Origin of the sequence: Pseudomonas sp. BRG-100 (assembly GCF_000737955.1) — a bacterium.
Lineage (GTDB): Bacteria > Pseudomonadota > Gammaproteobacteria > Pseudomonadales > Pseudomonadaceae > Aquipseudomonas > Aquipseudomonas synxantha_A.
The window spans coordinates 408,463-434,473 of record NZ_JPRX01000001.1 but is presented as its reverse complement, the minus strand read 5'-3'; the positions used below and the strand labels follow the sequence as shown (position 1 = coordinate 434,473).

Sequence of the window (26,011 nt, the reverse complement as noted above, 5' to 3'; positions counted from 1 at the left end):
ATGCTAGAGCAAGAAATTTTAACTTTCCCTGACTAACGTCATGTAAGCGGCTGTTTTGAAAGCTGATTGAAAGTTTCGGCAGCAGCAAACTTTTTGCCCCCGATTAAACACACATGGCTTTTTGCCCGCACTTATAGCGAAATAGTACAAGGTGAGCGTCAAGATCTTGCTAGGGTTAGCGCCAGGCGCCCCAAATCCTTGTTTCTAAATAACTTTAATAATCTTGGCGCCAAGGAATCGTCATGATTGTGACACCTGTTCAACGCCGCTTGCTGGTAGTCGAGCCCTGTGATGACTGTCACAGGCTACTACCCGGCTTGCGCACTGCCGGCTGGGAAGTTGACAGCTGTGCATTGCAGGCGGTGGGGGATCGTTCTTGCGATGTGGGCCTGCTCCGCTTGCAGCCCTGCCATCTGGAACGCCCCGAGGCGGTCAAGGAGTTGATTGGCCGCAGCGGTACCGAGTGGATCGCCGTGCTCAGTCCTGAAGTCCTGCGTTTGCAGAATGTCGCAGATTTTGTCTGCGAATGGTTCTTCGATTTTCATACCTTGCCGTTCGATGTGGCTCGGGTCCAGGTGACCATTGGGCGTGCGTTTGGCATGGCGCGATTGCGGGGCAAAGGTGTCGTGCCGGTAGATGAACCCCACGAGTTGTTAGGCGACAGCCGCCCGATTCGTGAACTGCGCAAATTGTTGTCGAAGTTGGCGCCCACCGAATCGCCGGTACTGATTCGTGGCGACAGCGGCACCGGCAAAGAGCTGGTCGCCAAGACCCTTCATCGGCAATCCCAGCGCCACGCCAAGCCGTTTGTGGCGATTAACTGTGGGGCGATCCCTGAACATCTGATCCAGTCGGAACTGTTCGGCCATGAAAAGGGCGCCTTTACCGGCGCACATCAGCGCAAGGTCGGACGGATTGAGGCGGCCCACGGTGGCACGTTGTTTCTGGATGAAATCGGCGATTTGCCGATGGAGCTGCAAGCCAACCTGTTGCGCTTTCTTCAGGAAAAACATATCGAGCGCGTCGGCGGCAGCCAACCCATTTCGGTGGATGTGCGGGTGCTGGCAGCCACCCATGTGGATCTTGAAGCCGCGGTGGAGAAGGGCGCCTTTCGCGAAGACCTGTATTACCGCCTCAATGTCTTGCAAGTAGTCACGGCCCCATTGCGCGAGCGCCATGGTGACGTGGCGATGCTGGCCAATCATTTTTCGCGTTTCTACAGCCAGGAAACCGGCCGACGCCCGCGCAGCTTCAGCGAAGAGGCATTGGTGGCGATGGGGCAACACCCGTGGCCGGGCAATGTGCGTGAGCTGGCCAACCGTGTGCGCCGCGGTCTGGTGCTGGCCGAAGGGCGCCAGATCGAAGCCGTGGACCTGGGGCTGCAAGGCCAGCAGGTACTTTCGCCGCCGATGGCGACACTGGAAGACTACAAGCACCGCGCCGAACGCCAGGCGTTGTGCGATGTGCTCAATCGGCACAGTGATAATTTCAGTGTTGCAGCCCGTGTGCTGGGGATTTCCCGGCCGACGTTCTACCGGCTGCTGCACAAGCACCAGATCCGCTAAGGCGGGTTGTGGAGGGTAATGCCGGTCAGTTAAGCGCAGATCCCCTGTGGGAGGGGGCTTGCTCCCGATGGCGGCCTCAGGACCGGCCGGGATGTTGGATTAGACCGAGTACATATCCGTTATTTGGGTAACGGCTGCTACTGGTTCCGCTCTTACAGCGGGTCACTTTTGAAAAGAAGAGCCCAAAAGTAACCAAAAGGCTCTTGCCCCACCACTCGGCACCTCGCCTGGGCTCGGTGTGCCCGTAATCCGCCAGGGATTTGGGGGGCCGCCGCCACGCGCCATCCATGGCGCGGGGCGGCTAAACCGGCATCCCTGCCGGTTTACCCCCCAAATCCCTGTCGAATTCCGGCCAGCGTGGTTTGACGGGGCGCCTGAGATCAAAAGCAGATCAAGATCAAGAACGGCTCGCTTCGCATCGTGGTTGCCATTGGCGACTGCAAAGTTGTGTAGATACCTATGCCCCGATAGCGGTGGATCAACCAACATCAATGTTTGCTGGGCCGACGTCTTCGCGGGCTTGCCCCTCCCACTTTTTCGCGGTCAGAAGTAGTACGGGAATTTCAGGCTGAACGTAAAGTCCGGCGCATCATCGGTCATCCCGATCGCCAGGTTCGGCACAATGGTCAGGTTATCCGAGGCGGCAATCGTCATGCCTACGTTGAAATAACCCGCGTTGGCATCGCTGGACACCACCGATTGCCAGTCGCCGCCGTCCGGCTTGAGCTTGCTCTTGCGCTGCACCAGATCGGAAACCGAGAACGACATGCTCATCTTCTCGTTCAAGGCGAACGCCACACCGACACCGAACTGGAAGCTGTCGCCCAGGCGTACTTTGCCCCCCACCTTCTGGTTGACTTCACTGCTGATGTCATCGAACGAGTCTTCGAAGTTGTGGGTATACGACAGCGAACCGAACAGCACCGCCGGGTCGAAGGTCTTGACCAGGGAAATGCCCGGTGTAACCGACCAGACCCCGTTGCCCGTAGGCAGGCTTTCCGGCAAGTAGAGGTTGTCGTTATTGGGTTGCCTGACCAGCTTGATGCCGAACGGCTCTTTACCCGTGGGCGCCTTGACGCGCACAGACACTACCGCATCCGGCAAGGTCGGCGTTTCGTCGAGGAACTTGTAGGCCACGCCAAAGTTGACGTCACCGATGGTAGGGTCGCGGGTCACCGAGGCTTCCGAGGTGGCGGTGGCATCGTTGCCGGCGCCGCCGGACTGGTAGGTCGAATCGCGGTACACCACGGGGACGTTCAGATCGAACTGCCAGCGGTTGTCGACGTTGTAGCGCCCGGTAAGGTCCAGGGTCCAACTGTCGGACTTGATCCGGTCCAGGTTGATATTGCCCAGAAAGATCGAGTCCAGCGCCAGGAAGCCATTGAGGGTCAATTGGCGTGCATCGTAACGGGCATAGGTGATGCCGGTTTCCACGCTGAACTTGCCATTGCCGAAAAAGCCGCTGGCCTCGTTGTACAGGTTGCTCACACTTTGCGCAGGGGCCGAGTCGTCCTTGAGGGATTGGCCGTAGGAGCTGCCGCCACCGCCTGCACCACCTGACGCTGCGGCTGCACCGGTACCCGTGGCGGCGACAGCGTTAGCGCCTTGCTTGAAGTCGGCAGGTGATTTGGCCAAGCGCTTGGGGGCGGGCGCTGCGGGTTGATCCTCTACCTGACGCACGCGTTGCTCCAGCACGGCCAAGGCTTTTTGCTGCACGTCATAGCGTTGCTTGAGTTCCAGCAGTTCCTTTTTCAGGGTTTCGATATCGGCGTCTGGCGCGGCATACAGCAAGGATGCGGGCAAGAGCGTACTTAAACAAATCACCGCGCGTAGCGATAACGATCGATGCATGAAATAAGCCGTCCTGTTCTAATGCGAAAGTGTCGAGGGTCAGCGTAGTTCAATAACCGAGCGTGCGTAGGCCTTTGAGTTGATCCAAATTGCAGTTCAACGCGCCGTTGTTCAAGCCGTTATTGTTCATCACGACGTTGAGTTGGGTGATGTTTCTGACAAGGTTGCTGTTGCCGGTCAGCACCGTACCCTGCAGCACATTGCCGCCGCCGATCTGCTGCAGGCTGTTGCCCTGGTTGTGGTTGGCCTGGATCGCCATCTGCACGCCGCCATTGTTGGCCGAAACGCTGACGCGGCCCGCCGCGCTGTCGCCGGTCACGGTGCCGCCGGCCATCAGCACTTGCCCCGTTTGCAGGTTACTGGCGGGGGCGACACCATTCTCGATGCTGATGCCCACATCGTTGTAGGCGGTGTTGCCATCGCCTGCGGTGCGCACGCTTTGGGTTACGCCCTGGCCGCTGCCGAGGCCGGCGCCACCGACCACATTACCGGTGCCGGTGTTTGGCAGGCTGCCGTTACCCGTGGAGCCGGTGGTTTGCACATAGAATTGCGGAGTAACGGTGGTCTTGTCGATCTGCATGTTGGCCGTGCCGGTAATGCGGTCACCGACGGCGTTGGTCCAGGTGCTGCTCATGACAATACCGAAGCTGATGATGCGCCCCGGCATTACGTAACGGCCACGCAAGTCGGCCATCTGCGCATCATTGAGTTCGATCGGTTTGAAAGCCGATGAAGCATAGGCGGGCATAGAGGCTGCCAGACACAAGACCGTCAGCCAACGGAAAGTGTTCATCTGCTGCTCCTGGGGCGTCCTGCCCCTTATTGCGCTTCTAGAAGAAGTCGCTCTGGATAAAACCGAAATCCATCAACTCGGCATCGCCCACGGGCCGGAACTCGTTCAACTGGTTCTTGGCCGTCAGCGGAGTGGGCGGGTCAAGCAAGACGTTGGCCTTGTCGTAACCTTCACCCAGCACGGCAAACACAATGCCATTCCAGCCTTTGACGAAGTCGTCACGGGAATAGCGCTTGTGCCCCAGCACGGGATCGCCGATATACACCCAGTCCTTGTCGGCCCGCTGCATCACCACGAAGTGCTTGTAGCCACGAATCTCCAGCAGCACCACCACGGGAATCTTCACCGTCACCAGGGTATCGGGTGCGATCTTGTAGCCGCGGGCACGCATACCGATGCTTTCGAGGTAGCGCTTCATATCCAGCATGGAAAAGCCTTGGGTGCGCACCAGGTCCTGGTCGGCGGTTACCAGCATCCCTTTGATGATGTGGTCTTCGTCGACGTCCAGCCAATAGGCCTGGCGCAGGATGGTCGCGAGTGCCGCGGCACCGCAGCTGAAATCGGTTTTCTGTTCCACCAGGTTGGCGAACCGGCGCTCACGGATGCTCTCGACCTTCTTGAAGATCACCGCACCGCCGGGCATGGCGGAAATCGCCATGGTGCCTGCCCAGGTCGTGCCGGTGAGCAACATCAAGAGGGTGAGGGTCGCGATACGCATGATCGAATGACCTGTTGGACACTGAAATAAAAAGGGCCTTGTTGCCAAGGCCCCGTTGGATCAGAAGCGCACGCCGCTGCTGCACACAGTGCAACCCTGGCCGATCGACAGGCTGTTGCTGCCCTGGTTGCCCGCACCGGATTGCAGGTTGACGCCTACGTTGCCGGAGTTGCGGTTGACCGAGTTGTCGAGGCTGGAATTGTTCGACACGTATTGAGCTTTGCCACCATAGCCGTGGCTGCTGGCGGCGGTGCTGAGGAAGTTGTTGGCAAGCGAGTTTTGTTCGGTATTGGCTGCCGCCGCGATATTTTTCCCGTCAGCGGTCACGATAGCCAGGTTGTTTTTACCTTGGTTGCCTTGACCGGACTGGCCGTTGTAACCGACGTTGCCGGAGTTACCGTTAACAGCATTATCCAGGGAGGAGTTGTTTTGCGTGCCTTTGTTGATGAAGCTGTTCAGCCCGCTGTTTTGATTCACGTCGACCACGCCGAACACGGTCGCTGCATCGCCTTTGGCGCTGGAGATGGCGGCAGAGTTGTCGGCCTGGTTGCCACTGCCAGACTGCACGTTGACGCCGACGTTACCGCTGTTGCCATTGACGGAGTCATCGGCAGACGCGTTGTTTTCGGTTTTGGTGTCGTTGAATTTATTGCCTGCGCTGTTTTGTACATCCGTGACGACAGCAGCAATTACGCCCGTTGGCTGAGGCGCTGGGTGCCAGCCACCCGCTTGAGCAGCTGCTGCCATGAGTGCGGCGAGAGCGAAAACCAGAGGTTTCAGAGCCATTTGAGGTTTCATGGTGTTTCTCCTTGCTTCTAATTAGTTGGGTTAAGTGTTGGTACGGTCTAACTAACGTCTACCAAGCGGTTACTTGATAGTGATGCCCAGGGTGTTAGCCACTCGGTTCCCCACCCCGGCACTCTGGTTCACCTGAATCACTCCTCGGCTGCCGGTGAAGGCCTGGTCGCTGGTCGCGACCTGGCGGCTGCCAGTGGTGGGGGTGAGCCCTGAGTCGGTCAACTGCGTCGTGTTCTGTTGCAACAGGACGCTGTCATCGATGCTTTGCGGGCCAGGGTTGAGGCTGATCCGCACCGCGTTGATTGATTGGTTATTGGCCCCGGCCGACTGGTTAACGCCCAGCACGCCGTTGCCATTGATAAATGAAGCGCCCTGAATCGCCACCTTGGCACTCAAGGACGGGTCGACGTTGCCGTCGAGCCGCTGGATATTCACATTGGTGGCCTGGCCATCGAGCGCAATTGCGCGGCTGTTGGACATCTGTTGCTGGTTGCCGGCGGCCTGGTTGATCGACAGCACACCTTCGTACTGTTGGCCGCTGTTATTGATAACGGCGGTGTTGTCGGCCATTGCCGAGACGCTGCCCAGCAGGGCGATGGTCAACAGGATGCGCTTCATCATTTGCCCCCCAGCATGTTGCCCAGATTGTTCAAGGGCGCCATGCCGCGCTGGATCGAACCATTGATCTGCCCAGCCATGCTGCTGCCCGCGCCATGGCCGGCGGCTGCACCGGCGCCCTGGGTCGACAGGCTGTTTTGCGTGGCGCCCAGGCCAGACAGGTTGCCGTTGGGCTGGATGGATCGCGCAAGGCCAGAACCGCTGCGGATGCCGCCAATGTCCCGATCACTGAGTTCGCCGGAGGTGGCACTGATGATTTCTTTGCTGGGGTTGGCGTTGGCAGTGGTGGGGTATGGATCGGGGAGGGAGGTGCGTCCGTACATGTGACCCTGCACGGTTCGCCCTGTCACGATAACGCCATCGCCCGCATGGCTGATGCCGGCGCTGAGCACGCAGCTGATCAGCAGTACGGTTATCGAGGCGTGTGTGAGTGTGATCACGGCGGCAGTCCTTTTTCTGAACGCTGACCCTAAACAGCGTTATCAGGGAAAGAGCAGAACCCGTGCCGCTTTTCGTTTACGTTTGAAACTCAATAGGTTGCGATTTTTCTGCGCGCATCGCCGATAGCAGTGTTTCAAGCATGAAACAGTCGCTGGGCGGCGCGATATGCCCGGCCACACTCTTCAACTGTGTCAGCGATGAAACAGTCTCGATGACAGATGCATGAATCCGCAGCCGCTGGGCGATTCAGCGTACCGAGGTGTTTCAAAAGTGGACACTGAAGTAAAAAAAACGCGCCTCAACCCTTGGGCGTTTTACCCGGGATGGAGTTGAGTACGGGATTGCCATCCTGGTTGCGGGTCAGGTAGACCGGCAGGACCTTGGGCAGGGAAGGGATGAGGTTGTTGACCTCGCTGAGGTTATAGATGCCACCAATGCGAATGCTCCCGGTGCCAGCATCCGCCAGCATCACTGGCTTGTTCAGGTATCGGTTGATCAGCGGCAACGCATCGGCCAATGCAAGGTTATCAAGCACCAGCTTGCCCGTACGCCAGGCAAGCGCAGGGTCATTGGGTTTGATCGCGGCGACTTGCGGCGTGGCGTCGCCGCGGTGGTAGCTGGCCTGCATCCCCGGAGTCAACGGCACGCTGCCATGCACCGCGTCGCTGGTGATCTGCACCGAGCCTTCCAGCAACATTACCCGCACCTGGTCTTCATACTTCCACACATTGAACTGGGTGCCCGTCACCCGAACCTGGCCTTCGCCAGCCTGCACGATAAACGGGTGCTCGCTGTCGTGGGTGACGTTGAAAAACGCTTCGCCCTTGGCCAACTTCACCTGGCGACGATCCTTGTAGTGGCTGTAGACCAGCTCGGTGCCCAGGTTCAACTCCACCTCACTGCCGTCACCGAGGGTAACTTTGCGCAGCCCGTTGGTGGCGTCAAACCGCTCGTATGAGCTTGGCAACCAACCGGCTTCCCAGCCCGTGAAGGCGGCCAGCGGCAGAGCAGCAAGGCAGATAGCGGCTGCCACCGCATAAGAGCGCCAGCGTTTACGAGGCTTGAGCGGCACCACAAGCGGTGCAGGCGCATTGCGGGGCAAATGATCGGCCACGTCCCAGATTTCCAACATCGCGGCATACTCGAAGGCGTGCAGCGGGTGGGCATCGTGCCAATGTTCGAAGGCCTGACGTTCAGCCGCCGTGCAGTCGCTGGCATGCACACGCATACACCAATGCGCAGCGGCGTCGGTGATGGCGTCGTATTCGGCTTCTGAAAGGGACTTTTCGCTCATTTATCCATCCTGATTTCCCCACATTCTACCCCCCCGAGCCTTACGGCGAGAACAGCATCATGGCGATTGCATATCAATTGGAACTTATTCTTGTTTAAACGCGCCTAAAAAATCAGGAAACACACTGTCATCCACCAAGGAGTACGAAAATGTTGAAGAAAACCTTAGCCGCCCTGTGTGCAACCACCGCGCTGTTGAGCGCCGGCGCTGCGCTGGCAGACAAGCCGGGTGCGGGCTGGATTCCGATTGAAAAAGCTATTGAAGTGGCGAAGACCAAGGCTGGGTATGTCGAGGTCTACGCCGCCGAAGCCGATAACGACGGCTACTGGGAAGTCAAAGGCCGTAAATCCGACGGCGTGGTGTATGAAGCACGAATCGACGGCGCCTCGGGCAATGTCCTGCGCGACCAGAAAGATTGATTCACGTGTTGGGGGCCTGCTCAGGCCCCCTCATCCAGCATTCTCCCCAGATGTGTAATCAGGTAACTGACTGAGTCGGCGTTGGATAGAATGACGTCAATACGCTTGTCGACATTGCTCATGAAAACTTCTCGGGCCTCATTCAGGGTCTTGGCACCCGTGATATTCAGGACTCTGCGTTTGAGGAAGCTGGTGGCGGTGAAAAAGCCGTAATCCTCCCAGGTATTGGATATGTCATCCCATGCCTTGAATAGCATAGTTGCCGGCGTCAACGTCGACAGCCCGCTCGTTTGCAAATCATCTTGGCGCGTCTTCACCGCCTGAGCACCCGGCTTTGCCGTATCGATCAGGTCTCGGAATGGCTCCAGGCTCCGCAGGTAGGCAATGTCCTCTGTCTTGAACCGCAGATGCGTCAGCTCATGGATCAGGGTAGAGGCTCTGGCATGGGCGAACATGTCGAAAGGTTCACTCAGTATGGTGGCGTATTCAGCCAGGTTTGGATGGAAGAACCTTTCGAACAGGTACACTTTGCGCTCGCTGTCACCGAGAAGCACCATCGCGTAATCAGTGGTGGGGGCTTTCACGCTTTCCCCGCTGACAAAGCGCATTGAGTCAGGCCCGATCAAGGTGGGGTCGCTTAGCTCATCCAGTATTCCATCGATGATGTCCTCGATTTTCTTCACTTGGGCCGGGTTCAGATTGAGAGTGCCGAACAGGTCGCACAAAAACAGGCCTACCCGGCTATCAGGCTTGAGCAGCTCTGCAAAGTGATGGATGTTGCGCTTGCAGTTGACGGCGTAGTAAGTCGATACGTTCAAGGCTTCGTCGATGACTTGGGCTTTCCAGCTTGACACTGCAGCGATCGCCCTTATGCCCTGCGCTTCAATATTGATGTCGCGCCTTTCGGCTCGTCGCACTTTTTGCCGCGTCCAGGCCTGGCCGAAGCGGGGCTTGTGTATGCTCAGGTCCATTACCCATTTGCCATCAGCATTGCGACCGACGTAGGGGCCCTGCTGATCGTCGTTGTCCAGGCGCCAGTGCTCCTTGGTTTTCTTCACCGGATACACCTTGCCTGCCAGCGGCACGTAACTCTTGGCGCTCGCCTTATCCTTGTAGACATGGGTGGAGGTGTCCAGCTCAAGGTCCTCCAGGGCGATGTCGTAGCCCTCCAAGCGCTGCAACCGCGTTCGCGAAGTGGCGGTGACGTCCCGCAGGCCCGGGGCAGTGGCGGTGGGCAGGCCGCCTTCCGGCAGGTCGACCAGGTCAGCGTCATCAGGCGGTGGGGTTTCGCTGCCATCAAGCTCGCTGTACAGGGCGGCCATTTGCACCACGGCCAGGCTGAAGTCCTTCATCGCGGCTTTCCACTGGTGCAGTTGCAGCGCTTCAGCCGAGCGCTTGACTAACTGGTAGCTGCGCCAGACCACAAGTGGATAGGCGAGTTTGCCCGCCATGAAGTGCACTGCCGTGGGTATGCCCTTGCCGAACACGCCCACCACTTTATCCCAAAGCAGCTTGGAGCCTTTTTCGAACTGGCAGGCGAGCATTTTTAGCAGGATCAGCGTGTTCTCACTGAATAAATAGTGCAGCAGGTTGCCGGTCACGGCAGATGAGGCCAGGCTCATATCCGAAGAGCGATGAAGGTTGTTTTGCAGCAAGCTGCGGTAAACGGCCTGGTGCGGATCTTCCAGGTGCTGAATGACCCAGTCCTGCAGTTCCCCTGGTCGCTCCACTTCATCCAGCAGCGCTTGCTCGTTGTCATATTGCTTGAGCACGTGGTTTTCACTGTAGGGCGCATAGAGCACTACCGGACCGGCCTCTTTACCTCCAGGGCTGATCAGGTACATGCCCAATACCTTGGCGGCAGTAGCGCCTGCAGTCGCCACCAGCTCAACGGGCCGGATCAGCGTCGATACGTCCTTCAACGCCGCACGTGCCAGGCCGTCAGGCATGTCGAACACCTGCTGGACCAAGCCCAAGGCCTTGTTTGACAGGCGTTCTTGCAGATGTTGCTCGTGGGCGTATTGCAACACCTGCCATGGCAGTTGCCGACAGAACAGGCGCCGGCGTTTGCGTGCAGCTTCCGTGCGGGTGTCCATCTCGGTTTGCAATCGCTTTTGGTACACCGATTTCAAGTCCAGTTGCCGCACCAGTTGAACCAGCGCATTGGCATCCAGGGTGTCCGGCAGCGGTGTGGCGGTGCGCGATCGCGGGCCGATAGTCTGGTTGTTCAGGTCCGGCCAGTGACGCAAGGCAAAATCGGTCAGGCTGTAGTCATGGATGTCGAGGGCCTGGTGCACGGGAATCAGCACGTCATCGGGGCTGATTGTGTGTTCGGGGAAGCGTGCCTGGAGCAGCTTGCTCAGGGCGCCAAAGGTGTGCTCGCGCAGGGACAGGATGCCCTGCAGGTAGTCTTCCTCTTCCGGGGCGCTGTTGTGGTATTGCTCAAGCAGTTCTGCATGGTAGATCTGCTCCTTGGCGGGCGCCATTGCCAGCCACACGGGCAGGGCCTGCTGGGTGACCATGGCATCGGCCAGCGCCTTGGCTCGTGCAAGGTTGGTGGGCGCCGGGATCTGCAGGATCTCATCCAGGCGGTCCTGCACGGCGCGCGCCGGCAAGTCCATGGCCAGCAGTCGGTCTACCGAGTCCATGACGTAATCGCCGTAGGTTTTCAGGCGATTGTCCAGCAGGTTATCGTCAATACGTTGCAGCGCAGCCAGGCGATACGCCTGATGAGGCACGCGCTGGGACAATGACAGATTCTCCAGTAGCGATAGTCGTTTGATCGGATGCGCCAGGCGCTGGGTGAGCGCCTCGCGCAGGGTCGAGACCGACGCAAAAACCTCATGACCACGCCGAGGCGTCCATAGGATCGCCTGGCCCGAATTCTTGGGGTCAAGGCCGCCACGTTCGGTCAGCACAAACAGATTGGCCAGCGGCAGCAGCGCGTCGGACGTACCCTTGTGCAATGCCAGCGCATAAGCATCCGGCAGAAACCCGTTGATCCCATGTCGGGTCAGGCGCGCCAGGCTGTCAGTTCGCAGGACCGCATCAAGAATGGCGTTGCTGCGGTGCGTCAGCGTTTTACCCAGCAGTCGCAGTTCAGCCTCGCTGCGCAAGCCCAACAGCATCGAGTGCGCGTGTTTATCGCGGATATTGTTCAGGAACAGGCGCGGGAGTTCACGCATCTCGTGGCCGGCAAACACCTTCAAGACCCGTTCGATCATGTTGTTGAAGGTTTTGAGGGGCATGTTATTGAGCTTCAGGGCGACACCCTGGTTGCGTTCTGCGTAAAACCCAGTTCTGGAAGACACTGGGAGCGGCTTGCTCTTCTGGCCGAGGCGCTCGATGAAATGTTCAACCATGCTCAGCGAAGACACAGGCGCGCGCTCCTCACGCTGCTCGGCGCGGGACGCGTAAGTGTTGACATAAATCTCGTCGGCCTTGAGGTCCAGTCGTTGGGTTTGCAGTTCTGTGTTCAGGGCCAGGGTGGCCATGCTGCGCAGTGTCGGGTGCTTAAGGCGCTCGATCTGCAATCCTTCTTGGGCAGCGCGCAGGCGTTGCAGGTGCAGCTTGGCGCGCTCGGCTTGCACCGTGGAGGGGCGGCCATTGCCGCTGCTGACGGGATGTATCGTCCAGCGCCCATCGGTGTCCAGGTCGGCCAGGCGACTGTCGAGCATGGTGCGGATGTCCAGGGCGTAATCGAGCAATGCTTCCAGGTCCACCTGGCCGGCGCTGCTGCGATAGAGGCTCAGGGCATGATTCATATTACTGGTCTGCTTGGCGGCGATGTCTTCGATCATGTCGGTGAACACGTGCCCGGTGACGGGGTGTGCGGCAACGTTGATCTGGTCCAGGCCGATAAAGGTGTTGCGCTCGTCCAGAGACAGGAAATTGAGCAGTTCATCTTCGTGCCCGGCGGCGGTGAGCATGGTCAATAGCGTGTCTTTGAGATCGTCCAGATCTTTAAGTACCTGCAAGCCGCGGGATTGGGTGTAAAGGTAGGCATGGCTGTCATGCAGCATCAGGGTACTGGCCAGTTCCACGTAGTGCTGGTACGGCGCGTAGATGCGCACTTTTTCTACGCTCAGTTTGGCGGCGTAGGTGCTGCGAGCGCCCTGGTCGCTGAGGAGCAGGGCCTGGAGCATATGGCTTTCGTCAGCACTGAGGATGCCGTTCTGGCGCTTGAGCAGCACATCGAGGCGGAACTTGTCAGCCAGGATTTGCGCGAACAGGTCAAGGCGTGAGGTGCCGCTGTCGATGTCTTCGTTCCAGTAGGTCTGTAGCAGGCTCTCGAGCAATTTGGACAGCGTACCGGAGGTTTGTTCGATGAGCGTGTCCCAATACTCGCGGTCTTGTTGCAACTGGGGCTGGGTGAAGTGGCTGGTGACGTGCTTGGGGTTGATGAATTCGCGAGTTTGCCCCAAGGGCCAGGCATGTTTGACATAGAACTGCAATAACGCATCACGTAACGACAGGGAGTCGATCCAGCGTCGATCGGCATCCGTCGGGCTTTGGAGAAAGCAGTTCACTTGCGTTTGCCGCTGATCCAGGCCGGGGAAATGAGGGTGCGCCATTATGCCGAGCAATGTGTCGAGCATGGCGGACAAGGTCGGGGTCTTCTGCAAGTGCTCAAGCATTGCTTGCACGTTGGCCTGTTGGCAGGCCTGCAGGGTTTGTTCCTGGTCTTGCATGACCGCACCCAGGACCGGCGAAGTGGTCAGTGTCAGAACGCTATCCGCCGGCAGACTGTTGCGCTGTGCAATCGACAGAAAACTCAGCAACTCCACGCGCTGTACCGAATCAGCCAACGCCTGACTGACCTCGGCAAGCAGCGAGGCATGGCTGTCAAACACCTGGATGCCACCATAAGGCGTGTACAGCAGAGCCTTGGCACCGTCGGGCGTGGAACTCATCAAAAACGCGCCGGCCAGTGGGATCGCAGCCTGCCCCGACACATTGATCATTAGCTTTTCTACACGCATGGGCGGGCTTTGCAGGCGGGTATCCTGACGGCTGGCGTCGCTGGCGTAATACACGCCGTGCAGCCATTCCAGATCCTTGACGGTGAACCCCAGGGCGCGTTCGCGCTCGCTCAACGTCGAGCGATTGACGGGTAGCAGGAACTCGTCGAAAAAATAGGGCGGGGTGACACGGGTCATCGCCTGTCTCCAGCGTGAATAGGAAGACACAGGGTAGGCAGGCACCGATGACTGGCGGGGGTAACTATTGAGTCTCGTCGTAAGTTGACAGTGAGCGCTGCAGGTGGTGTTTAATCGACGGCCTGGATGTCCATTCGTTGCCCCTTCCAATCATAAAAATGGAGCTTCAAATGTCTGCGCAGTCTCCGACAGTTGTCACGGCCTTCATCAGCTTCACTGAGTTGGTGGGGGTGCTCCAACAGATTTTCGTCAGGCACGGCACCTCGCCAGAAGTGGCGGCGATCCTTGCGCATAATTGCGCCAGCGCTGAACGTGATGGCGCTCATAGCCACGGTATTTTTCGTATCCCGGGTTACCTCTCGACCCTGGCCAGCGGTTGGGTCAATGGCGCCGCCGTGCCGATCGTGACCGACGTTGCGTCAGGCTTCGTACGGGTCGACGCCGCCAATGGGTTCGCCCAACCCGCTCTGGCGGCCGCGCGTGCGTTACTGGTGAGCAAGGCCCGCAGCGCCGGCATTGCGTTACTGGCTATCCACAATTCCCATCACTTTGCGGCCTTGTGGCCGGACGTCGAACCTTTCGCCGAAGAAGGGCTGGTTACACTCAGTGTGGTCAACAGCATGACCTGCGTGGTGCCCCATGGCGCTGATCGCCCGTTGTTCGGCACCAACCCCATCGCGTTTGCTGCGCCGCGGGCCGATGGCGCGCCGATTGTGTTCGACCTGGCCACCAGCGCCATCGCCCATGGCGACGTGCAGATCGCCGCGCGCAAAGGCGAACGGCTCCCACCAGGCATGGGCGTCGATAGCCTGGGCCAGCCGACCCAGGACCCGAAAGCCATTCTGGAGGGGGGCGCGCTGTTGCCATTTGGTGGGCATAAGGGGTCGGCGTTGTCGATGATGGTCGAGTTGCTGGCGGCGGCACTGACAGGCGGCAATTTTTCGTTCGAATTCAATTGGGCCGATCATCCGGGAGCGCGTACGCCCTGGACCGGCCAATTACTGATAGTGATCGATCCGCGCAAAACCGCCGGGCAAAGCTTTGCCGAGCGCAGCCAGGAACTGGTGCGGCAGATGCATGCGGCGGGGTTACGGCGATTACCGGGGGATCGGCGCCATCGCACACGGGCGGAGTCGCAGGAAGCAGGCATAGAGCTTGACGCGCAGGACCTTCGGCAACTGCGAGAACTGGCGGCGGGGTGAAACAGGCTGCGCCATGGGCGCAGCCCGTGCTGATCAGTTACGGCGACCCAGCAGCAGACCCACCACCAGGCCAAAGCCTGCGGAAATGGCCACGGTCTGCCATGGATGACCGCCGATGTAGGTCTCGGTGGCGTCCACGACTGGCTTGCTGCGCTCACGGACGCTGGACACCGAATCCAGGGCTTGCTTGAGTTTGATGGCAACCTGCTCGCGCAGGGTTTCACCTTCCTCGCCTACCAGGGATGCGCTGCTTTTGAGCAGTTTGTCCGATTCTTCGATCAGCGCGGTCAGTTCGCTGAAGGCTTGATCCTTGATTTGTTCTTCGACGGCTTGGGCGGCGGTTTTGCGGGCCATGTGTGACTCCTTGCAAGTGAATGTGACAGTGAACAATGGAGTATCGGGCAGCGGCAAAAGTTGCAGTTATTTTGCGAGCCGTCCATTTGCGGCACAATGGTGATCAGGCCCTTTGGGCCTACAGTGTAAGATGTCAGTCATTTGTGCAGCAGGTAATACAACATGAGCTTCAATCTCGCCAACAAGACCCTCGCCGAACGCGCCGAGCTGGAAGACGAAAAGTCGCGCCTCTACGACCTTTGGCAAACCAACCTGGGCAAAGCCAAGGGCGAAGCGGCCCGTTTGTTCGGCGAGCGCGCCAAGCGCAAGGGAAAATGGGCCGAGTGGGTGCGCGCCGAACTTGACGGCATGTCGCCGCCGGAGTTTTCCAACATGGTGCGCAGTGAAGTCAACAAGCTGATGGCAGCGGCGAAATAAAGCACGCCACGATCGCCTCGCGAACCTTGAGCAACAGCGGATCAAGCTGGGCCTGGGTACGCCAGCCCAACTCCACCGGGTAGTGCGGCAGCGCCAGCGGGCAGGGCAGCACACGCAAGCCGGTCATCTGCGCAATCGCTTGGGCCGCATGACCGGGGATCGTCGCCACCGCCGCGCTGCCTTTGAGCAGGTACGGCAGCGCCGCAAAGTGGCTGGTGGACGCACATACCTGGCGGCTCAAGCCCTGCGCCGCCAACCCTTCATCGGTAATACCGATAAACCCGCCTGACGACACCAGCACATGGTCGCGTGCGATGAATTCTGCAAGCTCGATACCTTGCTGATCGGGCGCCAGGCTACCTGGGTCAACCAGGCAACGGTAGTCACCTTCGCCCAGCACTTGCCGACTCAGCCTGCGCTCGGCAAACCCGCCGGCGGTAATGGCCAGGTCCAGGTTGCGGTCGAGCAGGGCAGCCGCAACGATCTGGCTGTGGGTCTGGCGAAAGATCACCCGCAGTTTCGGCAGGCGCTCTGCAATGGCGTCCATCAGCTGCCGGCCGTAGGCGATTTCGAAATCGTCTGACAGACCTAACACCACCGATCGCCCCTGATAATGCGGGTTATCCGGGTGGATCATCGCCAGGCTTTGTCGGCAGCGGTCCAATGCCTCGCTGATCACCGGTTTCAACTGATTGGCCCGCAGGGTGGGCGCCAGGCCGCGACCGGTGCGTACGAAAAGTGGGTCGCCATATAGTTCGCGTAAACGCCGCAAACCGGCGCTGATTGCCGATTGCGTAACGCCCAGGCGCAAGGCAGCACGGCTGGCGCTGGACTCGTCGTGCAGGGCTTCGAAGGTTTTCAGCAGGTTCAGGTCAACCTGGGCGATATTCATTTGGCTCATATCATTTAGCACTGAGGTGGGCTTTATTCATGATCGAGTCTGGCGGGAGAATGGGCAACCCTTATTACCGGAGTGAGCACATGCCCGTATCGATCGTCGCAGCCCTGCAAATCGGCTCCTTGCCTGGCGGCAAAGCGCAAACCCTGGCGCAGATCCTGGCCTATGAAGATGAAATACAGCGCAGTGGCGCGCAGTTGGTGGTGATGCCTGAGGCGTTGCTGGGGGGATATCCCAAGGGCGAAAGCTTCGGCACGCAATTGGGCTATCGCCTGCCCGAAGGCCGTGAAGCCTTTGCGCGGTACTTTGCCAATGCCATCGACGTGCCGGGCGTGGAGACCAAGGCGCTGGCCGGGTTATCGGCGCGTACCGGTGCGAGCCTGGTGCTCGGCGTGATCGAGCGCAGTGGCAGCACGCTGTATTGCACGGTGCTGTATTTCGAACCGTCGAGCGGTTTGGTCGCCAAGCACCGCAAACTCATGCCGACCGGCACTGAGCGGCTGATCTGGGGCAAGGGCGACGGCTCAACCTTGCCGGTGATTGACGCGGCTGTCGGGCGTATCGGCGGGGCGGTGTGCTGGGAAAACATGATGCCGCTGTTGCGCACGGCGATGTATGCCAAGGGCGTGCAGGTGTGGTGTGCGCCCACAGTGGACGAGCGCGAGATGTGGCAGGTGAGCATGCGCCATATTGCCCATGAAGGCCGTTGCTTTGTGGTCAGCGCCTGCCAGGTGCAGGCATCACCGCAGGTCTTGGGTGTGGAGGTTGCCAACTGGCCGGCGGAGCGCCCGTTGATTGCCGGCGGTAGCGTGATCGTCGGGCCCATGGGCGATATTTTGGCGGGGCCGTTGCTGGGGGAGGCGGGTTTGTTGACGGCGCAGATCAATACAGATGATCTGGTGCGGGCACGCTACGACTACGACGTAGTGGGGCATTACGCTCGGCCGGATATTTTTGAATTGGTGGTGGACGAGCGCGCCAAGTCAGGCGTGCGCTACATCACTGATTGAACCGGGTCAACCCAAGGCTTTTGTAGGCGCGAGCTTGCATTTCGCAGATTTGGATCAGATCACTCGCGCATCACCAGGTGGCGGTATTGGGCAAATCCAGAGTGCCACGCTCTACAAAGCGCATGGTGCCGAACAATCCGCCCGCCAGTTTTCCGCGCAGCACATAGGGCAGGTTATTCAGGCTTTGGGTCTGGCTCAGGCCCAGGGTCTGGCGCAACACCGAGAACGCCGAAACACTCACGGGGACCATCAGCACCGTCTCGGAAAAACGTGGGATGCTGCCGGCCTGGTCACTTACCCCGGACGCCAACGGCCGGCCATTGACTTCCAGATCCAGCGCCACGCCGTTGTAGTCGATTGCCGTTTCATTGGGGTTCTGCACCCGCAGCTTCACGGCAAAGCGCACTTCCAGATCCTGGCTTTGCAGGGGCTCGATGCCCACCACGTTGATATTCACCGGGTCGCGATTGGGGAACAGCGCGCAGGCGCTCAAGCTCAGCAACAACAACGAAAGAACCATGAGCTTGCGCATATAAAAGTGCTCCTACTGTTTCGTGACGTCCGGGTCCTGCATGACCTTGAGGGTAGAGGACTCCGGATCGAATTCATCTTCTTCCAGCTCTATGAACTCTTCGGGCAGGAAAATGTTCAGCAGGATTGCACAGAACGCGCCCACAGTGATCGGCGATTCGAAGATGTTGTGCAGCGCCTTGGGCAAATCGCGCAGCACTTCCGGCACTGCGGCGACGCCCAGGCCCATCCCCAGGGAAATCGCCACGATCAGCACATTGCGCCGGTGCAGGCCGGCTTCGGCGAGGATCTTGATCCCGGCCACGGCCACGGTGCCGAACATGATCAGGGTCGCGCCGCCAAGTACTGGTTTGGGCATCAGTTGCAGCACCGCGCCGATCATCGGGAACAACCCCAGCAGCACCAGCAGCCCGGCGATAAAGTACGCCACGTAGCGGCTGGCCACGCCGGTCAGCTGGATCACGCCGTTGTTCTGGGCGAACGTCACCATCGGCAGGCTGTTGAAGGTAGCGGCCATCGCCGAGTTGAGGCCATCGGCCAGCAGGCCGGATTTGATGCGCTTGATATACAGCGGGCCCTTGACCGGTTGCTGGGAGATCATCGAATTGGCTGTCAGGTCTCCAGCCGCTTCCAGAGGCGAAATCAGGAAGATCACCGCCACCGGGATAAATGCCACCCAGTCAAACGAGAAGCCGTACTTGAACGGCACCGGCACGCTGATCAACGGCACCTGGGGCAGGGCGGCCATGTCGACGCGGCCCAGCCACCACGCCACCACAAAGCCCAACGTCAGGCCGATCACGATCGAACCCAGGCGCAGGAACGGGTTGTTGAAACGGTTGAGCACCACGATGGTCAGCAGCACCAGCGCCGCCAGGCCCATATTGCTGGCGGCGCCCAGGTCGCCCGCGCCATAGCCGCCCGCCATGTCGGTGACTGCCACCTTGATCAGTGACAGGCCCATCAAGGTAATGATGGTGCCAGTCACAACCGGGGTGATCAGCTTGCGCAGCTTGCCGATGAATTGGCTCAGCAGCACCTCGATAAACGCGGCGAAAAAGCAGATGCCAAAGATCGTCGACAGGATTTCATCGGTGCCGCCGCCCCGGGCCTTGACCATAAAGCCCGCACTGAGAATCACGCTGATAAACGAAAAGCTGGTGCCTTGCAGGCACAACAGGCCCGAACCCACTGGACCGAACGTGCGTGCCTGCACAAAGGTGCCGAGCCCCGAGACGAACAACGCCATGCTCACCAGGTAGGGCACTTCGCTTTCGAGGCCCAACACGCCGCCGACAATCAGGGTCGGGGTGATGATGCCGACGAAGCTGGCCAAGACGTGCTGCAGGGCGGCAAATATCGCGGCGGTGAAGTGCGGGCGGTCTTCCAGGCCGTAGATCAGGTCGGATTTATAGCGCGGGCGAGGGGCTTGAGCGTCAGACAAAATGATGGCTCGGGTCGGAAAATGGAGGCGAAGAATGCCAGAAACCGTCAGTCGTCAGAAGTGTAAAAAAATATTAATAAAGACCCTGCGCAAAAAAACTGTCCCGGCCGATAGTGAATATAGGCCCACATTACAACGACAACAGTGGTGACCAAGGTCTGGCCGGCGCGTTGACGCTGACAGATCGTTTCGCGACAGGGACGTTCGCAAACACTACTTCTGAGAGCAGCCCTATGTCCCTTCGTCACCTGAATATTGCGCCTCGAGCGTTTCTCGGTTTCGCCTTCATTGCAGTGTTAGTGGTCATCCTGGGGGTGTTTGCGGTCAACCGCATGACGCAGATCCGGCAGTCTTCCGTGGACATGAGCGCAACCCAGCTGCCCAGCGTGACGTCCCTGGGCAACATCACTGAAAACGTACTGCGCATGCGCATCCTGTCGTTCCGGGTGTTGGTCAACCGCGAACCGGCTGCCCTGCAGGAAGCCGAAACCCGCATCGGCGTGCTGACCGATAAGGTCAAGGCCGCCCAGGCCCATTACGCCCAGCTATCGATGGGCGAGCAAGAGGCGGTGATGTACAAGACCTTCAGCGTGACGCTGGATAATTACTTGAAGGCCCAGGCCGACATGCTGGTGTTGTCCAAGCAAGGCAAGGTCGATGAAATGCGCGCGCTGATCAACAGCCGCATCAAGGACGGCACCGACCAGATGGGCGAGCAGTTGAACAAGCTGATCGCCCTCAATGCCGCCGATGCTAAAACCGCCGACGCGGCGGCTGGGCAAAGTTATGAGGGCGCAATCACCGGTGTGGTGGCAGTGTCGGTGGTGGCCGCATTGCTCACGGTGCTGTTGGCTTGGCTGCTGACCCGCAGCATCGTTACGCCATTGCGCAAAGCCGTGGAAGTTGCCGAGACCATCGCCGCCGGCAACCTCAGCAAAACCTTCGCGGACGATGGCAAGGATGAACCTGCGCGCTTGCTCAGTGCCTTGTCGAGCATGCAGGCCAACCTGCGCCAGACCATCCAGCATATCGCCGGCTCGGCCACGCAGCTGGCTTCGGCGGCAGAAGAGCTGAGTGCGGTGACCGAGGAAGCCTCTCGTGGCCTGCAGCAACAGAACAATGAAATCGATCAAGCCGCCACGGCGGTCAACGAGATGACCGCAGCGATAGAGGAAGTGGCGCGTAATGCTGTCTCCACCTCCGAGGCCTCCGGGCAGTCCAACCACGTGGCGCGCGAAGGCCGCGACCGGGTGATGGATACTGTCGGCGCGATCCAGACCATGACCCAGGATGTGCAAAACACCGCCGTGATGATCGAAGGCCTGGCGACTCAAGGACGGGATATCGGCAAGGTCCTCGACGTGATCCGTGCGATTGCCGAGCAGACCAACCTGTTGGCGCTTAACGCCGCGATTGAAGCCGCCCGTGCCGGCGAAGCCGGGCGCGGCTTTGCGGTGGTTGCCGACGAAGTGCGGGCCCTGGCCCATCGCACCGCGCAATCGACCCAGGAAATCGAGAAGATGGTCGCTGGCATCCAAAATGGCACCGGTGAAGCGGTGCAGTCCATGCAGCAAAGCAACCAACGCAGCCAGGCCACCCTGGAAATGGCCCGTGCTGCCGGCGTGGCCCTGGAGCAGATCACCCAGTCCATCAGCCTGATCAACGAACGCAACCTGGTGATTGCCAGCGCCTCGGAAGAACAGGCCCAGGTCTCCCGCGAAGTAGACCGCAACCTCGTCAACATCCGCGACCTGGCTACCCAGTCAGCGGCGGGCGCCAACCAGACCAGCGCGGCCAGCCATGAGCTGTCGAGGTTGGCGGTGGATTTGAATGGGATGGTGGCCAGGTTCGTTATCTAACCGCTCAGCGTGTTCTCATGTGGTTGTCTTCAAGGCCAGGCGCAGGAATGCGCCTTTGGAGTTAGGGCTTACTTGGCCGGAGGTGTTGGTGATGGTGTAATAGATCAGGTGAACACCGTCTGGAAAGGTACGTAGCACATCGCCAGTGATCGGGACAATTGCTGCGGTGGTTGTGCTGGTAATAACGTAAGGAACGATGGGTTCTTCGTCAGGCCCCCCGATCCGCATTCCTATCTTGCTTCCTACGACTTGCGTGGGATAAACGGGAACTGTCATCAGTAGTGTGTCGCCGTTGGCTTGCAGGTAGGCGGGGGTAACGCCATTGGCGACCTCCGCCGGTAACTCAGGTTTGACGGGAACCGGACCTGTGCTGTTTTCAGGCGTCATGACATTACTCTCCTTGAGTTAGTGCCCCTGCCTCAGTTGGGGCGCAAAGTCATTCCAGCGCTTTTCTGAGCACAGGGATACTGTCAAGGTTCACAGCTAGGCACCGCAGTTTTGGCGTGTTAAGAACGCTTCCACACATGTGGATTGACCAGATTCTGTGGCCGCTCGCCTGATAACGCCTGCAGCAGATTATCCACCGCACACTTGGCCATCGCCTCGCGCGTCTCATGAGTCGCCGAGCCGATATGCGGCGTCGCTACCACGTTGTTCAAGCGCAGCAACGGCGAGTCGTGGCTGAGCGGTTCCTTCTCGAACACATCCAACCCAGCCGCCCGGATGGTGCGTTGCTGCAACGCTTCGACCAGCGCAGCCTCGTCCACCACCTTGCCGCGGGAGATATTGATAAAGATCGTCTCCGGCCCCATCAGTGCGAACTCTTCGGCGCCGATCAGCTTCTCGGTTTCGGCGGTCAACGGCAGGGTCAGGCAGACAAAATCCGCCTCTTTGAGCAAGTCCTGGAGGCTTCGGTACTGCGCGCCAAAGCGCGCCTCCACCGCAGGCTTTGGCGAATGGCTGTGGTAGATCACCGGCATGCCGAAGCCAAAATGCCCACGCTGGGCCAAGGCTTCGCCGATGCGGCCCATGCCGATGATACCCAACGTCTTGCCATGCACATCGCTGCCAAAATGCGCCGGGCCGATGTTCTTGTTCCACTGGCCGGCACGCACCATGTCGGCCAACTCGACCACACGCCGGGCGGTCGCCAGGATCAGCGCAAAGCCGGTGTCGGCGGTGGTTTCGGTGAGCACATCCGGGGTGTTGCTGAGCAGAATGCCGCGTTGGGTCAGGTAGTCGATGTCGTAGTTGTCGACCCCGACCGAGACGCTGGCCACGGCTTCCAGCTTGGGTGCCAGGTCGAGCAACCGGGCATCCAGGCGCAGGCTTGCACCCAACAGACCATGGGCGCTGGGCAGCGCATCGCGCAGTTTGGCCAGGCCGGCCTCATCCAGTGCATCGATCAGCGTGACCTCGGCCTGCTCATGCAGGCGGGCCATCAGCGGCGCGGACAGTTTCTTGTACAACACAACGGACTTTTTCATGAGGTTTTTACCTTCAACTCCAGGGTTGGCACCGGCGAGCGGTCACTCGCGCCGGGCTTGAGGAAAATCGTCAGCACCACCGACAGCAGCAACGCGCCGCTCATCAACAGGTACGAAGCGCCAGGCGAGCCGGTGCTGCTGTTGAGGTAACCCACCAGGTACGAGCCACCGAACGAGCCCAGCGCGCCCATGCTGTTGATCAGCGCCATGGCGCCACCGGCGACGTTGGCTGGGAGGATTTCCGGGACAATGGCAAAGAACGGGCCGTAGGGTGCATACATGCATGCACCGGCGATCACCAGCAGGGTGTAGGACCACCAGAAATGTTCGGCACCCAACACGTAGGACGCGTAGAAGGCGATGGACGCAATCAGCAATGGTGGCCACACAAAGCGCTTACGCTTTTGCAGTTTGTCCGAGCCCCAGGACACCACCAGCATCCCGATCACCGCCGCCAGGTACGGCAGCGCCGAGAGCCAGCCGGCTTCGACCATGTCCATCTGCAAGCCGGCCTTGAGGATCGACGGCAGCCACAGCACAAAGCCATACACGCCGATGCTCCAGCAGAAGAATTGCAGGGCGAGGATGATCACCTTGGGCGAACGGAACGCCTCGGCGTAATTCTTCACCGCCTTGATACCCACCTGTTCGGCGGCGAGGGCGGTTTCCAGGTCTTTTTTGTGCTGTTCACTCAGCCACTTGGCGTCGGCGGGTTTTTCATCCGCCAGCTTCCACCAGATGAACGCCCACAGTACGGCCGGCAGGCCCTCGATGATAAACATCCAGCGCCAGCTGAAGTGCTGCACCAGGTAGCCCGAGACCACCGACATCCACAGCATGGTCACCGGGTTGCCGAGGATCAGGAAGGTATTGGCCCGCGAGCGTTCGGCACGGGTGAACCAATGGCACAGGTACACCAGCATGGCTGGCATCACCGCGGCTTCGACCACCCCGAGCATGAAGCGGATGGCGATCAGCATATAGGCGTTGGACACCACGCCGGTCAGAGTCGCCAGGCCGCCCCAGAGGATCAGGCTGACGAAGATCAGTTTTTTGACGCTGCGCTTTTGCGCATAGATTGCTCCCGGTACCTGGAAGAAAAAGTAGCCGAGGAAAAACAGCGCACCGAGCAGCGAAGACATGCCGGGCGTGATCATCAGGTCTTCGGCCATCCCGGAGGCGGCGGCAAAGCCGTAGTTGGCTCGGTCCAGGTAGGCCAGGCTGTAGGTGATAAACACGATAGGCATGATGTACCACCAACGACGGGTGGCGAGTTTCACGGTTTCCATGGGGTTGCTCCTGAGCTTGTTGTAGTTGTGGCAACAGGTAATGGGTTACGCAACGGATCGAGTGGGTAATTCGGCGCGGGTCGGCAAACCCTCCATATCGCCACGGCTCTGCACGGCGCGGCTGCCGATCCAGTTAGCGCGCTGGACGGCCTCGGGGAAGCTTGAGTTTTCCAGCAGGGCACTGATCATGCCCACGGCAAAACCATCGCCGGCGCCGACGGTGTCCACGACTTTTTCCACCTTGACTGCGGCGATAAAGCCCTGGTCCATGTGGGTGCGGTAATAGGCGCCTTCGGGGCCGAGCTTGATCGCCACGGCTTCGGCGCCCTGGTCGAGGTAGAACGCAGCGATATCCGCAGGATCCTCGAAACCGGTGAGCAGGCGGCCTTCACCCAGGCCCGGCAACACCCAGTCCGCCAGAGTGGCCAGGGCATTGATTTCGCGGATCATCTGCGCCTGGCTGGCCCAGAGCGAGGGGCGCAGGTTCGGGTCGAATGACACGCTGCGCCCGGCGTTACGCATCTGCGTCATCAGTTCGAAGGAGAGTTCACGGGTGGCATCGGACAATGCCGGTGGAATCCCGGTAGCGTGCAGATGGCGGGCTTGCAACAACGCAGGGCTGATATCGGCGATGGACAAATGGCTGGCCGCCGAGCCTTTGCGAAAGTACTCGACCTGGGGATCAGCGCCGGCCTCTTCGCGCGACTTGAGCTGAAACCCGGTGGGATGCAACGGGTCGACGGCCACATGGCGGCAATCAATGCCTTCCTTGCCAAGCGTGTCGACCACAAAGCGCCCGAGGGAGTCCTCACCTACTCGGCTCAGCCATGCCACGTTGAACCCCAGGCGCGACAAGCCAATCGCGACATTGCTGTCGGCGCCGGCAATGCGTTTGTGAAACTGCGCGACCTGGCCCAGATCGCCGGTCTGCTCGGCGACAAACATCGCCATGGTTTCACCAAACGACAGGATATCGATCTCAGACATGCGCATTCTCCACGCGGGGTTGGCCAAGGCAGGCGAGGGTGGCGACCTGTTGCGCAGTGACCTCGACCAGGTCATCGCCCTGCAACGGAAATTCCACCGCCCGCGTAATACCTTGAGTCATGTGTTTGAGCAGTTGTTCCCACAGATGCAGGTCGGTGGCGCCCGGCGGCAAGGCCACGAGCTTGCCGTCGGCGCGACGGGCCACGGCCTTGCAGTGCAGGTAATCCACATGCCGGCCCAGCAACCGCGCAGCAGTGAGCGCGGACTGGTCTTGCCACTGCCAGTTGCCGATATCGAAGGTCATTTTCACCGGCAAGCCCAGGCGTTCGACTTCGGTGAAAAACCGTTGCATGGGTTCAATGCGCCCACCGTGCAGGGTCTGGTCGTTTTCCACCAGCAGCTTGACCGGGTGGCGGTTGAGCAAGGCGTGCAGGCTTTCCAGGTCGTTTGTGTCGGTGAAGTAACCGAGCGAGACCTTCAGCCATCCCGAGCCAAAGGCCTGGGCACGGTCCAGGGTGGCGGCCAGCTCGGCATTGGGCTGGGCACGGCCGGCGACCCACAGCTCCAAGGGCGAGGAAAATACTGATTCCAGGCCTTGTTCTGCAGCGGCCAGGGCCAGCTCGGCCGGTTGCTCGGTGGTGAGCAGTTCTTCACGCCATTCAATGCGCTGGGCACCGGCGGCGCTGAGCAGCGCGACAAAACTCAATTGACCCTGCTGGCGAACCAGGTCGGCGCCGTAGCTGGAAAGGCTGATGGAGACGGGGTATTTATGCATTGTTGTTTACCTCTGAAACCGGTTTCATTTTCATGCGCAGAACAAAAAATGTGGGAGCGGGCTTGCCCGCGAAAGCGGTGTGTCAGTCAGCTTGGAAGTGGC

At 59.8% G+C, this 26,011-nt stretch carries 23 protein-coding genes; 6 read left to right on the top strand and 17 right to left on the bottom strand.

What is annotated here, in order from left to right:
• The first annotated feature begins 242 nt into the window (after window positions 1–242).
• Window positions 243–1,565 carry a sigma-54 dependent transcriptional regulator gene (locus JH25_RS24910; RefSeq protein ID WP_032875892.1) on the top strand — a complete coding sequence of 441 codons (1,323 nt, stop codon included), beginning with the start codon at window positions 243–245 and terminating at the stop codon, window positions 1,563–1,565.
• A gap of 543 nt (window positions 1,566–2,108) precedes the next feature.
• Here JH25_RS24910 and JH25_RS24915 read toward each other — a convergent pair.
• From JH25_RS24915 to JH25_RS24945, 7 genes are all read right to left on the bottom strand, one after another.
• Entirely contained in the window at window positions 2,109–3,416 is a 1,308-nt protein-coding gene (locus JH25_RS24915) for an autotransporter outer membrane beta-barrel domain-containing protein (RefSeq protein WP_032875889.1), read from the bottom strand.
• Window positions 3,417–3,465: 49 nt separating this feature from the next.
• A complete protein-coding gene (locus tag JH25_RS24920) occupies window positions 3,466–4,209 on the bottom strand; it encodes a hypothetical protein (protein WP_032875886.1) in 744 nt (247 codons plus the stop codon).
• Between the two features lie 37 nt (window positions 4,210–4,246).
• Complete coding sequence (locus JH25_RS24925) at window positions 4,247–4,927, bottom strand: C39 family peptidase (RefSeq protein ID WP_032875883.1); 681 nt, start codon at window positions 4,925–4,927, stop codon at window positions 4,247–4,249.
• A gap of 60 nt (window positions 4,928–4,987) precedes the next feature.
• Window positions 4,988–5,725, bottom strand: a complete 738-nt coding sequence (locus tag JH25_RS24930) for a hypothetical protein (protein WP_032875880.1) — start codon at window positions 5,723–5,725, stop codon at window positions 4,988–4,990.
• A gap of 69 nt (window positions 5,726–5,794) precedes the next feature.
• Window positions 5,795–6,343: a hypothetical protein gene (locus JH25_RS24935; protein ID WP_032875877.1), complete on the bottom strand. Its 549-nt coding sequence runs from the start codon at window positions 6,341–6,343 to the stop codon at window positions 5,795–5,797.
• The gene (locus JH25_RS24940; RefSeq protein WP_032875874.1) at window positions 6,343–6,783 is read right to left on the bottom strand and encodes a hypothetical protein; all 441 of its coding nucleotides are present in this window, start codon (window positions 6,781–6,783) and stop codon (window positions 6,343–6,345) included. Before JH25_RS24940 ends, JH25_RS24935 begins: the two co-directional genes overlap by 1 nt.
• Window positions 6,784–7,082: 299 nt before the next feature.
• Entirely contained in the window at window positions 7,083–8,078 is a 996-nt protein-coding gene (locus JH25_RS24945; protein ID WP_032875872.1) for a FecR family protein, read from the bottom strand.
• Window positions 8,079–8,227: 149 nt separating this feature from the next.
• Between JH25_RS24945 and JH25_RS24950 the strand changes: the two genes are divergently transcribed.
• Window positions 8,228–8,497 carry a PepSY domain-containing protein gene (locus JH25_RS24950; protein ID WP_032875869.1) on the top strand — a complete coding sequence of 90 codons (270 nt, stop codon included), beginning with the start codon at window positions 8,228–8,230 and terminating at the stop codon, window positions 8,495–8,497.
• Between the two features lie 20 nt (window positions 8,498–8,517).
• On the opposite strand, the gene JH25_RS24955 is transcribed toward JH25_RS24950, so the two are convergent.
• Window positions 8,518–13,656, bottom strand: a complete 5,139-nt coding sequence (locus JH25_RS24955; RefSeq protein ID WP_032875866.1) for a dermonecrotic toxin domain-containing protein — start codon at window positions 13,654–13,656, stop codon at window positions 8,518–8,520.
• Window positions 13,657–13,826: 170 nt separating this feature from the next.
• Between JH25_RS24955 and JH25_RS24960 the strand changes: the two genes are divergently transcribed.
• Window positions 13,827–14,858: an Ldh family oxidoreductase gene (locus tag JH25_RS24960; RefSeq protein ID WP_032875863.1), complete on the top strand. Its 1,032-nt coding sequence runs from the start codon at window positions 13,827–13,829 to the stop codon at window positions 14,856–14,858.
• 33 nt (window positions 14,859–14,891) lie between these two features.
• Here JH25_RS24960 and JH25_RS24965 read toward each other — a convergent pair whose 3' ends face one another.
• Window positions 14,892–15,212 carry a DUF883 family protein gene (locus JH25_RS24965; protein ID WP_032875861.1) on the bottom strand — a complete coding sequence of 107 codons (321 nt, stop codon included), beginning with the start codon at window positions 15,210–15,212 and terminating at the stop codon, window positions 14,892–14,894.
• Between the two features lie 162 nt (window positions 15,213–15,374).
• Here JH25_RS24965 and JH25_RS24970 point away from each other — a divergent pair, with 162 nt between their 5' ends.
• Window positions 15,375–15,629 (top strand): hypothetical protein, encoded by a 255-nt coding sequence (locus tag JH25_RS24970; RefSeq protein ID WP_003190904.1) that lies wholly within the window; start codon window positions 15,375–15,377, stop codon window positions 15,627–15,629.
• Here the strand turns inward: JH25_RS24970 and JH25_RS24975 are convergent.
• Window positions 15,601–16,521, bottom strand: coding sequence for a LysR family transcriptional regulator (locus JH25_RS24975; protein WP_032875858.1), 921 nt, complete (start codon window positions 16,519–16,521; stop codon window positions 15,601–15,603). The two genes, JH25_RS24970 and JH25_RS24975, sit on opposite strands and share 29 nt — an antisense overlap.
• 89 nt (window positions 16,522–16,610) lie before the next feature.
• Here JH25_RS24975 and JH25_RS24980 point away from each other — a divergent pair, with 89 nt between their 5' ends.
• Window positions 16,611–17,537, top strand: coding sequence for a carbon-nitrogen hydrolase family protein (locus JH25_RS24980; RefSeq protein WP_032875855.1), 927 nt, complete (start codon window positions 16,611–16,613; stop codon window positions 17,535–17,537).
• A 70-nt stretch (window positions 17,538–17,607) separates the two neighbouring features.
• Here JH25_RS24980 and JH25_RS24985 read toward each other — a convergent pair whose 3' ends face one another.
• Window positions 17,608–18,069, bottom strand: a complete 462-nt coding sequence (locus JH25_RS24985) for an LEA type 2 family protein (protein WP_005788636.1) — start codon at window positions 18,067–18,069, stop codon at window positions 17,608–17,610.
• 12 nt (window positions 18,070–18,081) lie between these two features.
• Complete coding sequence (locus JH25_RS24990) at window positions 18,082–19,512, bottom strand: nucleobase:cation symporter-2 family protein (protein ID WP_032875851.1); 1,431 nt, start codon at window positions 19,510–19,512, stop codon at window positions 18,082–18,084.
• A 233-nt stretch (window positions 19,513–19,745) separates the two neighbouring features.
• Between JH25_RS24990 and JH25_RS24995 the strand changes: the two genes are divergently transcribed.
• A complete protein-coding gene (locus JH25_RS24995; RefSeq protein ID WP_032875849.1) occupies window positions 19,746–21,371 on the top strand; it encodes a methyl-accepting chemotaxis protein in 1,626 nt (541 codons plus the stop codon).
• A gap of 15 nt (window positions 21,372–21,386) precedes the next feature.
• Here the strand turns inward: JH25_RS24995 and JH25_RS25000 are convergent, their stop codons facing one another.
• The 5 genes from JH25_RS25000 to JH25_RS25020 all read right to left on the bottom strand — a co-directional run bounded on the left by JH25_RS25000 (window position 21,387) and on the right by JH25_RS25020 (window position 25,909).
• Window positions 21,387–21,758 carry a hypothetical protein gene (locus tag JH25_RS25000; protein ID WP_032875847.1) on the bottom strand — a complete coding sequence of 124 codons (372 nt, stop codon included), beginning with the start codon at window positions 21,756–21,758 and terminating at the stop codon, window positions 21,387–21,389.
• Window positions 21,759–21,877: 119 nt separating this feature from the next.
• The gene (locus JH25_RS25005) at window positions 21,878–22,858 is read right to left on the bottom strand and encodes an NAD(P)-dependent oxidoreductase (RefSeq protein WP_032875844.1); all 981 of its coding nucleotides are present in this window, start codon (window positions 22,856–22,858) and stop codon (window positions 21,878–21,880) included.
• Entirely contained in the window at window positions 22,855–24,147 is a 1,293-nt protein-coding gene (locus tag JH25_RS25010) for an MFS transporter (RefSeq protein ID WP_032875841.1), read from the bottom strand. Before JH25_RS25010 ends, JH25_RS25005 begins: the two co-directional genes overlap by 4 nt.
• 45 nt (window positions 24,148–24,192) lie before the next feature.
• Window positions 24,193–25,134, bottom strand: a complete 942-nt coding sequence (locus JH25_RS25015) for a sugar kinase (protein ID WP_032875838.1) — start codon at window positions 25,132–25,134, stop codon at window positions 24,193–24,195.
• Window positions 25,127–25,909: a sugar phosphate isomerase/epimerase family protein gene (locus JH25_RS25020; RefSeq protein ID WP_032875835.1), complete on the bottom strand. Its 783-nt coding sequence runs from the start codon at window positions 25,907–25,909 to the stop codon at window positions 25,127–25,129. The genes JH25_RS25015 and JH25_RS25020 overlap by 8 nt, the downstream gene beginning before the upstream one ends.
• Between the last annotated feature and the right edge of the window lie 102 nt (window positions 25,910–26,011).

Bases quoted from the DNA above. Each gene is read 5' to 3' on its own strand.
- JH25_RS24910 (WP_032875892.1), top strand. From the start codon at position 243: ATGATTGTGACACCTGTTCAACGCCGCTTGCTGGTAGTCGAGCCCTGT.
- JH25_RS24915 (WP_032875889.1), bottom strand. From the start codon at position 3,416: ATGCATCGATCGTTATCGCTACGCGCGGTGATTTGTTTAAGTACGCTC.
- JH25_RS24920 (WP_032875886.1), bottom strand. From the start codon at position 4,209: ATGAACACTTTCCGTTGGCTGACGGTCTTGTGTCTGGCAGCCTCTATG.
- JH25_RS24925 (WP_032875883.1), bottom strand. From the start codon at position 4,927: ATGCGTATCGCGACCCTCACCCTCTTGATGTTGCTCACCGGCACGACC.
- JH25_RS24930 (WP_032875880.1), bottom strand. From the start codon at position 5,725: ATGAAACCTCAAATGGCTCTGAAACCTCTGGTTTTCGCTCTCGCCGCA.
- JH25_RS24935 (WP_032875877.1), bottom strand. From the start codon at position 6,343: ATGAAGCGCATCCTGTTGACCATCGCCCTGCTGGGCAGCGTCTCGGCA.
- JH25_RS24945 (WP_032875872.1), bottom strand. From the start codon at position 8,078: ATGAGCGAAAAGTCCCTTTCAGAAGCCGAATACGACGCCATCACCGAC.
- JH25_RS24950 (WP_032875869.1), top strand. From the start codon at position 8,228: ATGTTGAAGAAAACCTTAGCCGCCCTGTGTGCAACCACCGCGCTGTTG.
- JH25_RS24955 (WP_032875866.1), bottom strand. From the start codon at position 13,656: ATGACCCGTGTCACCCCGCCCTATTTTTTCGACGAGTTCCTGCTACCC.
- JH25_RS24960 (WP_032875863.1), top strand. From the start codon at position 13,827: ATGTCTGCGCAGTCTCCGACAGTTGTCACGGCCTTCATCAGCTTCACT.
- JH25_RS24965 (WP_032875861.1), bottom strand. From the start codon at position 15,212: ATGGCCCGCAAAACCGCCGCCCAAGCCGTCGAAGAACAAATCAAGGAT.
- JH25_RS24970 (WP_003190904.1), top strand. From the start codon at position 15,375: ATGAGCTTCAATCTCGCCAACAAGACCCTCGCCGAACGCGCCGAGCTG.
- JH25_RS24975 (WP_032875858.1), bottom strand. From the start codon at position 16,521: ATGAATATCGCCCAGGTTGACCTGAACCTGCTGAAAACCTTCGAAGCC.
- JH25_RS24980 (WP_032875855.1), top strand. From the start codon at position 16,611: ATGCCCGTATCGATCGTCGCAGCCCTGCAAATCGGCTCCTTGCCTGGC.
- JH25_RS24985 (WP_005788636.1), bottom strand. From the start codon at position 18,069: ATGCGCAAGCTCATGGTTCTTTCGTTGTTGTTGCTGAGCTTGAGCGCC.
- JH25_RS24995 (WP_032875849.1), top strand. From the start codon at position 19,746: ATGTCCCTTCGTCACCTGAATATTGCGCCTCGAGCGTTTCTCGGTTTC.
- JH25_RS25000 (WP_032875847.1), bottom strand. From the start codon at position 21,758: ATGACGCCTGAAAACAGCACAGGTCCGGTTCCCGTCAAACCTGAGTTA.
- JH25_RS25005 (WP_032875844.1), bottom strand. From the start codon at position 22,858: ATGAAAAAGTCCGTTGTGTTGTACAAGAAACTGTCCGCGCCGCTGATG.
- JH25_RS25010 (WP_032875841.1), bottom strand. From the start codon at position 24,147: ATGGAAACCGTGAAACTCGCCACCCGTCGTTGGTGGTACATCATGCCT.
- JH25_RS25015 (WP_032875838.1), bottom strand. From the start codon at position 25,134: ATGTCTGAGATCGATATCCTGTCGTTTGGTGAAACCATGGCGATGTTT.
- JH25_RS25020 (WP_032875835.1), bottom strand. From the start codon at position 25,909: ATGCATAAATACCCCGTCTCCATCAGCCTTTCCAGCTACGGCGCCGAC.